Origin of the sequence: Pseudooceanicola aestuariicola, assembly GCF_045763785.1 — a bacterium.
GTDB lineage: Bacteria > Pseudomonadota > Alphaproteobacteria > Rhodobacterales > Rhodobacteraceae > Pseudooceanicola.
This window is the reverse complement of sequence record NZ_JBJGSF010000009.1, coordinates 1-12,829: the sequence shown is the minus strand read 5'-3', so window position 1 is coordinate 12,829 and position 12,829 is coordinate 1. Positions and strand designations below refer to the sequence as shown.

Genomic DNA, 12,829 nt, shown 5'->3' with positions numbered 1-12,829 from the left:
CCCCCTGTCAGCCCGCCTTTTTCGCCGCCTTGGGGCGGGCTTCGAAACCGATAATGCCCTCGGTCAGCAGCGCATCGAATTGCGCGTCATCCAGTCCCAGTTTGCCCTGCAAGACCTCACGATTGTGCTGGCCGATTGTGGGCGCGGGAATGCGGTTGTCGTAGCCTTGGGTCGCGTCGCCTTCGACATAAGCAGGCCGGGGCTGCATATGCGCCCCGATATAGGGGCGTGTCATGATCTGATAGCGGCCCGTTGCGATCATATGGGGGTCATTTCCCAGCTCTAGCGGTTGGCGCACGACGCCTGCGGGGATCCCGGCCTCTTGCAGGTCGGTCAGGCCTGAGAACGCCCGGGTCAGCAGGGCCCATTCTCCGATCGCTGCATCAATCAGATCCGCATGTGTACGCCGCCCGTCGACCGTTGCCAGCGCGGGATCAGCGGCCAGATCGGGGCGATGAATGACGCTGCACAATGCCGCCCATTCCGCATCGGTCCGCACCGCGATCGTCAGCCAGCTGTCGTCGCCCATCAGGCGATAGCATCCGTGCGGGGCATAGCGCGGATGCCGGTTGCCCAGACGCGGAGGGACCTTGCCCGTCACGCTGTAGTCGATGATGCTTTCAACAAAAAGCGGGATCAGACATTGCGCCTGCGCGATGTCGATGTGCTGACCGGTGCCGGTGACCTGACGCGCCAGAAGCGCCTGCAGGATGGAACAGGCCGCTGTCATGCCGCCGATGGGATCGCCCATGACGGCATGGCTCATCGCCGGTGGATCTTCGGGGCGACCGTTAACGGATGGCATGCCCGAGGCGTGTTCAAGGGTGGAGCCATAGGCGCGGCCATAATGCCAGCTGGTCTTCATCCCAAAGGCGGGCATGGTCAGGACGATAAGCTGCGGGTTCACGGCCAGAAACTTCTCAGCATCCAAACCGTATTTCGGCATGATATCAGCGGCATAGCTGTCGATCACAACGTCTGCCGTCTTGGCCAGTTCAAACACGATCTCGCGGCCCTTGGGGCTTGAGATGTCCAGCGTGATCCCATGTTTGTTGCGGTTCATGAACTGCCAGCCCAGATGGCGTTCGTAGTACTTCAGTTCGTAATAGGGGCCGCGGGTGTCGATGCCGCGGAACCAGTCCTGATGTTCGCAGGCTTCGACCTTGATCACATTTGCGCCCAGATCGGCCAGTTGGCGCACGGCCAAGGGACCGGCCCAGCCCATCGACAGATCAAGGATGTTCAGATCGCGCAGCGGCAGGCCTTCGGCAACCTTGGCAGGGGCGGTGCGAGTGTGGTCGGGTAGGGTAGACCGATCGGTCTGACCGGGCATCTCGGCCACCCCGTCGCGGATCGGCGGCGTACCGGTCAGTTGGTTCGGCAGGATCGGCGCGTCAAATCGTGCGTCGCCGATGGATACGGTGCCAAAGCTTTGACGTTCCTTGTGAAATTGCAGGTCTTGGATTTCATCGACGCCCGGAAGGATGGCCAGCGGGACCTTGTTTTTGATCCCCATCTCAAACCACTCTGCCGCGGGGCGGGTCAGCAGCAGGGGCCGCAGGATCTTATCCAGCTCCTCTGCGTGTTCCTGCCGTTTCGGGGCGGTGTCGTACATCGGGTCCGCGCCCAAGTCTGGTAGCTCTAGCATATGGCAGAACGACACCCATTGCGCGGGCGACATGATCGTCACGCCCAGCCAGCCCTTGGCCGTCGCATAAGGCCCGGCGGGGTAGGTGCGGCCAAAGACGTTGACGCCGACGCGGCCACGCTTGCCCAGATCCAGCTGCAACCCGATGTCATATTCCGAGATATGGCTGATCGCCGCGTGGATCGACGACGTGAACCGACGCCCGCCGCTTTTGGCGTCCCAAAGGGTCGCCGCAGCGGGCAGGAAGGCCGTCATCGCGCCGATGGCGGCGGCCTGTCCTTCGGTGGCCAGCATGGGCGGCCCCTCGGCTGGGCCAGCTTCATAGACGACGCCTGCCAAAGACCGGACAACCGCATCAGTGCCTTCAAAGTCGCGATAGGGGCCTTGGTTGCCGAACCAGCTTAGGCCGACGATGGTCAGTCCCGGGTCGGCATCCTGTAAGTCCTTGTGTTGAAGCGAGGATTGGTCGATTACCTTCGGCGCGCGCCCGTCCAGCAGCAGGTCGCAAGACGGCAGCAATTCGCGGATCACCGCCGCGCCGTCATCGGTTGCGGGATCTGCCGTGATGCAAAGCTTGTTGGTGTTCAGCCAGGCCTGAAAGGCCGAGGTCTGGCCTTGGCCCGTGTCGATCTGCGCACCCTCAGCCCGGCGTGGATCGCCGCCGTTCGGTTCGCATTTGATGACCTCGGCGCCAAAGTCGGCAAATAGCTTGCCGCAATAGGCGATGGCATCCCCCCCGCCGATTTCGAGGATACGGAAACGGGACAGGGGGGATGTACTCATCGGTCTAGCCTTACTGGTCGTCTTCGGGAAAGAAGATCTGGTCTGCGCGGTCCGCGATATCCTGCGCGGAATAGGCGTAATCGGGTTCCCACCCATCGGAACGCACGACCTTAAGTTCCGCAATGCCGGGGCGTCCGACGTGCAGAACCTTGCCGGAATTCTCCATCCCGCAAAGGTCGGAACACATGTATAGCATCGACTGCGCAATCGTGTCGGGCAGGCCTGCGACCGGGAAGCCGTCTTCGCCTTCGGACAGCTCGCGATAACGCGGCAGGTCTTCGGTCATGCGGGTCAGGGCCGAGGGGCTCATGCACATGACTTTGATGCCGTATTTGCGACCTTCGATCGACAGCACGCGGGTCAGGCCATAGATGCCGCCCTTGGCCGCGCCATAGTTCGACTGGCCAAAGTTGCCCAGCAGGCCCGAGGTCGACGAGGTGTTGACGATCGTACCGCCGCCATTGTCGCGCATCCACTGATAGACCGGCTTGGTCACGCAATAGGTGCCCTTCAGGTGGACCTTCATCACCAGATCCCAGTTTTCTTCCGACCCTTTGTGGAACGTCTCGTCCCGCAGGATCCCGGCGTTGTTGACCAGAATGTCGACGCGGCCCCAGGCCTCCATCGCTTGGTCGAAAATCGCCTGACCGCCCTCCATGGTCGACACATCGTTGCCGTTGGCAATGGCGGTGCCGCCTGCGGCTTCGATATCGTTCACGACCTGTTGCGCCGGGCCGATGGACCCGCCGGACCCGTCACGCGCGCCGCCCAGATCGTTGACCAGAACCTTGGCCCCTTCGGCAGCAAAGGCTTTGGCGTAGGCCGCGCCCAGACCGTTGCCCGCGCCGGTGATGATGGCAACTTTGCCGTCCAGTAGTCCCATGATTGTCTCCGTTTTCCTTAGTCTATCGCAGTTCTGTCAGACCATTTGTGACACAGGTGACCCCGCGGTCCTTGATGCTGGCCTGAAATTGGATGGTTTTGCCGTCGCGCCACAGATCGACCGTCACGATTTCACCGGGATAGACCGGCGCGGAAAAGCGGCAGGCGTGGCGCGCGATGGCGGTTTCGTCCCAATCGGCGAATGTGGCCAGCACCGCGCGGCAGGTGATGCCGTAGGTGCACATGCCATGCAGGATAGGGGCCTTGAACCCGGCGCGTGCGGCGAATTCCGGGTCTGAATGCAATGGGTTACGATCCCCTGACAGGCGATACAGCAGCGCCTGACCGGGCCGCGTGGGGATCACGATGCTTTGGTCCGGGGCGCGATCGGGAACCTTGGGCGTTTCGGGCTGGCCGCTGCTGGGGCCGCCGAAATTACCGTCACCCCGGGCAAATGTGGTGCCCTGCAGGGTGAACAGGTCCTCTCCGGCCTCGTCCGTCACCTTGGTTTCGCGGACCAGAATTGCGCCCTTGTCGCCCTTGTCCCATGCGCCCAGCCACCGGCTGTCGGCGGTGACCTTTGCACTGACGGGAAGGGGTTTGTGAAAGGTGATGTCACGTTGGGCGTCCACCACCATCACGCGGTTGATGTCGATCGCCGGGGGCCGGGCGTGCCATGTCGCGACAGAGGCAAAGGTTGGCACCACCCGCAACGCCGGATCGCGTTCGGTGATCCAGCCTTCGTTGACGAAGGCCAGCTCATCGTCGTCCATCGGGTCTTCGCCCATGCCAATGCCAAGCGCATAAAGCATCACCTCCCGGTCGCCCCATTCCGCGGTGACGGGATCGGCGCGCAGATCGGTCAGATTGTCGGGGATGGGCATCGGTGTCTCCTTATCAACCGGCGGTCTGGGTAAACCCGGTTCGCCGCGGTCAGTGTTGCGGCCCACTGTGCTGTGAGGAAACGTTTCCATCAAGGGGGTCAGCGCGGCTATTTTCGCTGCAACTGCGAAGGGATGCGGCGCGTGTCCGTTGAAATATCTTTTCAGATCAGCGGGTTGCTGCGCGCACCCAGAAGGCCATCAGGATCAGCGATGCAATGGCATTCCACGATGCCATGGACAGGCCCATCAGGGACCAAGCGACCTCATCACAGCGGATCAGGGGCGCGCCGATCACCTGATTGAAGAAATCGTCGGCAGACATGTTCCCTGCACTCGATGACGTGCAGGTCGACGGGCCTTCCCACCAGCCACGCTCTACGCCCGTGTGATAGAGCCCGATGCCAGCGGTTGCCGCTGCTGCCAGCGCGCCCAGCCAGTTCAGTACCTTTTGACCGGTGATCAGAACCGCGCCGCCGATCAGCACGGCCGCCGCGTGGGGCCAGCGCTGCCACAGGCATAGTTTGCAGGGCGCAAGGTCACCGATGTGTTGGAACCCGAAGGCCCCCAGCAACAGCGCCAGCGATCCGCCTGCGGCGAAGATGGTGAGAAGTTTTGACGTATTCATAAGAGCTTAATCACTGCAAAACCCGCGATAAGGGCAAGGAAAAATATCGTGAAGAAGAGGCCGAGCCGCTTTTCGATCAAGTCACGGATCGGCGCGCCAAAGTACCACAGCAGCCCCGCCACGATGAAGAACCGCAATCCGCGTGCAAGGATCGAGGTGATGATGAAGGTCAGCAGCGGCATCCCGGTCCAGCCCGCCATGATGGTAATGACCTTGTAAGGAAATGGTGTGATGCCCGCGCCCAGCACGGCCCAGAAACCCGCATCGACGAAGGTTTCGTTGAACGATGCCATGGCGTCGGCTTTGCCCATAGCCGACAGGATCGGCTGACCGATGGTTTCGAACGCCAACGCCCCGATGGCATACCCCAGCAACCCGCCCAGCACCGACGCGAACATCGCCACGCCCGCGATCAGCCAGGCTCGCGACGGGCGCGCGATAATCATCGGGATCATCAGCAGATCGGGCGGGATGGGAAAGACCGAGGATTCAGCAAAAGCCACCAGCGCCAGAACCCACAGCGCGTTGTGGTGATCCGCCATGCGGATGGTCCAGTCGTATAATTTGCGCATCATGGTGTTCCGGTTCTTATGCCGCGCCGACGAACCACGCGCACCCCGTGGGGTCAAGACGCTTTCCATCTGGACGCGCGTTTGAGACGGCGTTAGGAACAGCCCACTGGCACAGGGGGGCTTTGGTCCCTCGTGGCCGCGACAGGCGCCCAAGTGGCGGAATGGTAGACGCAGGGGATTCAAAATCCCCCGCCTTCGGGCGTGCCGGTTCGAGTCCGGCCTTGGGTACCAGCGCCTGTCCCCGGCCAAAGGGCAGCCCAACTGCCCTAACGCACAGGTATACAACGAAAATTTTTCACCGGCCTCGATGTACGGATTTTGATTCGATTTCTTTACGATTCGGACACCGGTTGGCTGTCTGCGCCATATTTCCGGAACCAATCTTTTCGAAATCCCGCCGATTGGTTCCGAAATCCGGACAAGTTTGCGTCAATCTGACCGGAAATTTGGACCAAATCTGGCGGGATTGCCAAGGTTGTGGCTGTTCCTGGATCGTCAACAATCGGGCAACGGCTAACCGAACGGTTGGCTAAGAAATCGTTAACGCGTCCTTGGAAATATGACTCTCCCGCGGATTTTTGCCGAAAATGGGTGGAAACAATGCCCCTGATTCAGCCCCTGTCCCGCGGCGAACTGAGTCCAAAATGTGGCCAAAGCATGAGTATAGGACATCATTTTTCCGATGTTTTTTCCTTTGTTCGCCTTCTTTCGCCGCTTAAAACAGAACGTGCCCGACTGGGGGGCGCAAGACAGATGGCCATGGGGCGGCCAGCTAATGTCATGCATCCGAAAGGATGTGTAGCCTGCGTGTCGGGGCGGATCTTTAGATCCCGCGGCCGCCAATTGATGCGAAAACCGGATGGTTTTCTTCTTTTGGCTGCCATGCACAGAATTTCAGATCATGGCGCAGATTTTGGAGACGGTGTCGCGGCGCGCGCACCGGCCGCAACACCGGTAGGGCCTTTTTGGTACCGCTGGATCAAGAGGGTGAGAATATGACGGGTTTCTTTTTCTGGGATTGGCTCAAGCACGATTACGACACGTCCGGTTCGGGCAGCACGACGACCAACTCCGATCTGCGTGACGGTTATGTCGAAGGCACCACGGGCGACGATACGATCGGCGCAGGTTACACGGATGCCGATGGTGACAAGATCGATGCGAACGACGCGCTGATCCTCGGGGAAACCGGTGACGACGACATCGTGATCGCGGGCAACGGGGCCGACAAGGTCTACTCCGGTGAAGGAAACGACGAAGTCTACGGCGGCGGCATGGGTGATACCGTGCTGGGTGGCCGTGGTGATGACGTGATTTATGGTGATGAAACCCGCGATAGCGCGCCCGCAGGTTCCGTCTCCAAGACCTACGACTGTAAAGACCTTTGGGATTACTCCCACGATTACACCAGCTGGTTCGACTGGGGGAACATCGTCTGCAAGAAACTGTCCTACTGGGATCAGTGGGATAACCACCTGACCTTCAACCTGGACAAATCGGTTTCGCTGAAAAGCCTGGTGTTCGACAACGCGCACTATGGCGCAAAGGTCAAAATCTTTGCCGAAGACGGTAAGGTTCTGTTCGAAGGCCAGGTCAGCACCTCGCTCGACCTCTACAAGCTGGACCTCGACCTGGACGGCGCTTTCAAGATCGAAGTCTGGACCGACAAATACTGCACGCTGAAGTCCATCGACTACACGCAGGGCGGGTTTGACGGCATCGACGGCGGCCAGCCGGGCGACGACAGTCTGCTGGGCGGATCGGGCGACGACACGATCTACGGCAACGAAGGCAACGACACCATCAAGGGTGAGCACGGCGAAGACGTGCTCTTTGGCAATTCCGGCGACGACTACATGGAAGGCGGCAAGGGTGCCGACGTCATGTATGGTGACAACGGCATCAACGGCGGTGGCTCCACCGGCGGCGGCTCGGGCGAGCGTGAGTCGTTCGAATGGGACAAGGCGCCCGATCCCGACGGCTATGGTGCCATCGACAACGGCGACAACCTCTCCGGTGGCTTCGTTCAGAACACCGGTTCGGTCGATGTGACGTTCTCGATCAAGACCACCAATGAATCGCCGACGACGAAGTTCCAGACGGACCAGCAAAAGGTCCATTCGATCACCACGGACGGCACCGGTGCGGACGCTTTCTCTTCGATGGCGTCCCGTTTGGATTCCAACGAAGAAAGCGCGACCTACCAGTGGGGCTTCTCGACCGAAGTTGGTAATACTTCGTTCCGTATCAATGACATCGACGCCGATTCTAAAGTAATTATCAAAGCGTACGACGTGAACGGCAACCTGGTCGATATCTCGGTACAGGCGGAATCCGGTACGCATCTGACGCTGTCCGATCTGGACGGTGCAGGCGGCAAAGAAGTCGTCACCCATTACGGCGACGACACCAGCGCGGACACCGATCCGGCGCATTCGGTTCTGGTGAACATCGCGGCGCCGATCGTGCGCCTTGAAGTCACCCACACCCAGAACGGCCATGACACGTCGGAAATCAACGTCACCGACATCTACTTCGACGCGCTTGAAGGCACCGTCGGTAACCCCGGCGGCGGCTCCGCTGATGGTGGCGACGACACCATGCTGGGCGGCTCTGGCGACGACTCCATGTACGGCAACATGGGCGACGACGAGATGGAAGGCGGCGCAGGCGCCGACATCATCTATGGCGACAACGCAGAAGACGTGAACGGCAACGGCGGCGGCGACCGCGAAAGCTTCAACTGGCAGGGCTACGATGATGCGACTGCCGATGCTGGCTTTGTTCAGAACACCGGTTCGGTCAACGTCACCTATGCACGTATCAAAGACACCAACGAACATATCTCGACCGTCGATGACGCGACCGAACTGAACACCTCCGGTATCGACGGCGGTGGCGAAACGGTCGACAGCAACTCCGGTCTGAAATCCGAAACCAAAGGCCACGGCAACGAAGGCGACTTCCAGTGGACCTTTGATCAGGCTGTCACGAATGTTGAGTTCAACATCAATGACTTGGACACCGATGGCGTGGTCAAGGTCATCGCGTTCGGCCCCGATGGTCAGCAGATCCCCGTTGATCTGAACGCGGGCTCCGGCATCGACGTCAACGGCAGCATTGCGCGCTCCAACCAGGACGTGGACCGCGACGAAGAAGACGCGGCGAATAACCTTCAGGTGTCCATCGACGGCCCGGTCTCCAAGATCATCGTCGAACACAGCCAGGACGGCTCGACCAACTCCGGTATCTGGATCACCGACATCTACTTTGACGCCCCCGGTACGGCTGGCGACGGCTTCAACGGTGAAGGCGGCGACGACACCATCACGGGTGGTGAAGGCGCAGACATGATGTACGGCGAAGGCGGCGACGATACGTTTGTTGTCTCCAGCGCCGACGAAGGCGCGGGCGATCATATCGTCGGCGGCAACGGCCCGGATCAGAACACCGACATCGACACGCTCGATCTGCGTGGGGCAGGGCAGGTCACCATCACCGAAGCGGCTGATGCGAACGACAACTTCGCCACCGCCGGTACGGTCACCTTCTCCGACGGTCGCACGCTGACCTTCGAACAGATCGAACGCATCCTGAAGGACGATCCGCAGAACGCCGCACCTGTGGCAACCGACGACACGGCTTCTGGCGATGAAAACACCACGATCACCGTGAACGTGCTGTCAAACGACAGCGATCCCGATGGCGACGCGCTGACCGTCACGCAGGTGACCGGCGCAAGCAACGGCACCGCAACGGTCGTCAACAACCAGGTGGTCTACACGCCGAACGCCGGTTTCGTGGGCACGGAAACGTTGACCTACACCGTGACCGACGGTGATCTGACCGACACGGCAACGATCACCATCACTGTGAATGATGTCGCAGACGCCCCGACGGCAGAGCCCGATACGGCGACGACCGAAGAAGACACGTCGATCACGATCAACGCTCTGGAGAACGACAGCGATCCGCAGAACGATCCGCTGACCATCTCCGACGTGACCGGGGCTACCAACGGCTCCGCGACCGTGATCGGCAACCAGGTGGTTTACACGCCGGATGCCGACTTCAACGGGACCGAGACGCTGACCTACACGGTCACCGATCCCGACGGCAACACCGACACGGCGACGATCACCGTCAACGTGACCCCGGTCAACGACGCACCTGTTGCGAACGACGATCAGGACACCACGGATGAAGACACGGCCGTTACCATCGACGTTCTGGGCAACGACACCGACGTGGACGACGCCAAGACCGACCTGACCGTCTCGATCGAGCCGGGGCAGGAGCCCACCAACGGCACCGCGACGGTTCTGCCGACCGGCCAGATCCAGTTCACGCCGGATGCAGGCTTCACCGGAACCGAGACGTTCAGCTACACGCTGACCGATCCTGATGGTGCAACCGACACCGCGACCGTTTCGGTCAAGGTGAACGAAGTTGACGAAGCGCCTGTCGCGGTGGACGACGCCGAGGACACGCCGGAAGACACGTCGATCATCATCAACGCGCTTGAGAACGACAGCGATCCGCAGAACGATCCGCTGACCATCTCTGACGTGACCGGGGCCACCAACGGCACCGCGACCGTGATCGGCAATCAGGTGGTTTACACGCCGGATGCTGATTTCAACGGGACCGAGACGCTGACCTACACGGTCACCGATCCCGACGGCAACACCGACACGGCGACGATCACCGTCAACGTGACCCCGGTGAACGATGCGCCTGTTGCTGAAGACGACATGGACACGACCGACAAGGACACGGCCGTCACCATCGACGTGCTGGCGAACGACACGGACGTGGACGACGCCAAGACCGACCTGACCGTCTCGATCGAGCCGGGTCAGGAGCCGACCAACGGCACCGCCACGGTTCTGCCGACCGGCCAGATCCAGTTCACGCCGGATGCAGGCTTCACCGGCACCGAGACGTTCAGCTACACGCTGACCGATCCCGATGGGGAAACCGACACCGCGACCGTCTCGGTCAAGGTGAACGAAGTTGACGAAGCGCCTGTCGCGGTGGACGACGCCGAGGACACGCCGGAAGACACGGCGATCATCATCAACGCGCTTGAGAACGACAGCGATCCGCAGAACGATCCGCTGACGATCACGGACGTGACCGGGGCCACCAACGGCACCGCGACCGTGATCGGTAACCAGGTTGTTTACACGCCGGATGCGGACTTCAACGGCACGGAAACGCTGACCTACACGGTCACCGATCCTGACGGAAACACCGACACGGCGACGATCACCGTCAACGTGACTCCGGTCAACGACGCACCTGTTGCGAACGACGATCAGGACACGACGGATGAAGACACGGCCGTCACCATCGACGTTCTGGGCAACGACACCGACGTGGACGATGTCAAAGCGGACCTGACCGTCTCGATCGAGCCGGGTCAGGAGCCCACGAACGGCACCGCGACGGTTCTGCCGACCGGCCAGATCCAGTTCACGCCGGATGCAGGCTTCACCGGAACCGAGACGTTCAGCTACACGCTGACCGATCCCGATGGGGAAACCGACACCGCGACCGTTTCGGTCAAGGTGAACGAAGTTGACGAAGCACCTGTCGCGGTGGACGACGCCGAGGAGACGCCGGAAGACACGGCGATCATCATCAACGCGCTTGAGAACGACAGCGATCCGCAGAACGATCCGCTGACCATCACGGATGTGACCGGGGCCACCAACGGCACCGCGACCGTGATCGGCAACCAAGTTGTCTACACGCCGAACGATGACTTCAACGGCACGGAAACGCTGACCTACACGGTTACCGATCCGGACGGGAACACCGACACGGCGACGATCACGGTAGACGTGACGCCGGTGAACGATGCGCCTGTTGCTGAAGACGACATGGACACGACCGATAAGGACACGGCCGTCACCATCGACGTGCTGGCGAACGACACGGACGTTGACGATGTCAAAGCGGACCTGACGGTCTCGATCGAGCCGGGGCAGGAGCCGACCAACGGCACGGCTACGGTTCTGCCGAACGGCCAGATCCAGTTCACGCCGAATGCGGGCTTCACCGGAACCGAGACGTTCAGCTACACGCTGACCGATCCCGATGGTGAAACCGATACCGCGACCGTTTCGGTCAAGGTGAACGAGGTTGACGAAGCGCCTGTCGCGGTGGACGACGCCGAGGAGACGCCGGAAGACACGGCGATCATCATCAACGCGCTTGAGAACGACAGCGATCCGCAGAACGATCCGCTGACCATCACGGATGTGACCGGGGCCACCAACGGCACCGCGACCGTGATCGGCAACCAGGTTGTCTACACGCCGAACGATGACTTCAACGGCACGGAAACGCTGACCTACACGGTCACCGATCCGGACGGGAACACCGACACGGCGACGATCACCGTCAACGTGACCCCGGTCAACGACGCGCCTGTTGCTGAAGACGACATGGACTCGACCGATAAGGACACGGCCGTCACCATCGACGTGTTGGCGAACGACACGGACGTTGACGACGCCAAGACCGACCTGACCGTCTCGATCGAGCCGGGGCAGGAGCCCACCAACGGCACCGCAACGGTTCTGCCGACCGGCCAGATCCAGTTCACGCCGGATGCAGGCTTCACCGGAACCGAGACGTTCAGCTACACGCTGACCGATCCCGATGGGGAAACCGACACCGCGACCGTTTCGGTCAAGGTAAACGAAGTTGACGACGCCCCGACGGCAGAGCCCGACACGGCAACCACCGCGGAAGACACGTCGATCACCATCAACGCTCTGGAGAACGACAGCGATCCGCAGAACGATCCGCTGACCATCTCCGACGTGACCGGTGCGACCAACGGCTCCGCGACCGTGATCGGCAACCAGGTGGTTTACACGCCGGATGCTGATTTCAACGGGACCGAGACGCTGACCTACACGGTCACCGATCCCGACGGCAACACCGACACGGCGACGATCACCGTCAACGTGACCCCGGTGAACGACGCACCTGTTGCGAACGACGATCAGGACACGACGGATGAAGACACGGCTGTCACCATCGACGTGCTGGGCAACGACACCGACGTGGACGACGCCAAGGCCGACCTGACCGTTTCGATCGAGCCGGGGCAGGAGCCCACCAACGGCACCGCCACGGTTCTGCCGAACGGCCAGATTCAGTTCACGCCGAATGCAGGCTTCACCGGAACCGAGACGTTTAGCTACACGCTGACCGATCCCGATGGCGCAACCGATACCGCGACCGTTTCGGTCAAGGTGAACGAAGTTGACGACGCCCCGACGGCAGAGCCCGACACGGCAACCACCGCGGAAGACAATGCGATCACGATCAACGCGCTTGCGAACGATAGCGATCCGCAGAACGATCCGCTGAGCATCACCAATGTGACCGGCGCCCAGAACGGCACCGCGACGGT

The 12,829-nt window shown here is 61.2% G+C and carries 6 protein-coding genes and 1 tRNA gene; 2 read left to right on the top strand and 5 right to left on the bottom strand.

Translation table 11 applies throughout. From position 1 onward, the window contains the following. Positions 1–7: 7 nt before the first annotated feature. The 5 genes from ACI3GR_RS18420 to ACI3GR_RS18400 all read right to left on the bottom strand — a co-directional run bounded on the left by ACI3GR_RS18420 (position 8) and on the right by ACI3GR_RS18400 (position 5,397). Positions 8–2,431, bottom strand: coding sequence for a CaiB/BaiF CoA-transferase family protein (locus tag ACI3GR_RS18420; RefSeq protein ID WP_407496523.1), 2,424 nt, complete (start codon positions 2,429–2,431; stop codon positions 8–10). A gap of 10 nt (positions 2,432–2,441) precedes the next feature. Beyond that, positions 2,442–3,314: an SDR family NAD(P)-dependent oxidoreductase gene (locus tag ACI3GR_RS18415; protein ID WP_407496521.1), complete on the bottom strand. Its 873-nt coding sequence runs from the start codon at positions 3,312–3,314 to the stop codon at positions 2,442–2,444. A 22-nt stretch (positions 3,315–3,336) separates the two neighbouring features. Further along, positions 3,337–4,197 carry a MaoC/PaaZ C-terminal domain-containing protein gene (locus tag ACI3GR_RS18410; RefSeq protein WP_407496519.1) on the bottom strand — a complete coding sequence of 287 codons (861 nt, stop codon included), beginning with the start codon at positions 4,195–4,197 and terminating at the stop codon, positions 3,337–3,339. A 166-nt stretch (positions 4,198–4,363) separates the two neighbouring features. Beyond that, positions 4,364–4,822 (bottom strand): disulfide bond formation protein B, encoded by a 459-nt coding sequence (locus tag ACI3GR_RS18405; RefSeq protein WP_407496517.1) that lies wholly within the window; start codon positions 4,820–4,822, stop codon positions 4,364–4,366. Then, positions 4,819–5,397, bottom strand: a complete 579-nt coding sequence (locus ACI3GR_RS18400; protein WP_407496515.1) for a YqaA family protein — start codon at positions 5,395–5,397, stop codon at positions 4,819–4,821. The genes ACI3GR_RS18405 and ACI3GR_RS18400 overlap by 4 nt, the downstream gene beginning before the upstream one ends. Before the next feature lie 144 nt (positions 5,398–5,541). Here ACI3GR_RS18400 and ACI3GR_RS18395 point away from each other — a divergent pair. Next, a tRNA-Leu gene (locus ACI3GR_RS18395) sits at positions 5,542–5,625 on the top strand. Between the two features lie 764 nt (positions 5,626–6,389). Beyond that, positions 6,390–12,829: Ig-like domain-containing protein (locus tag ACI3GR_RS18390; RefSeq protein ID WP_407496513.1), on the top strand; the 6,440-nt coding region annotated here is incomplete at its 3' end.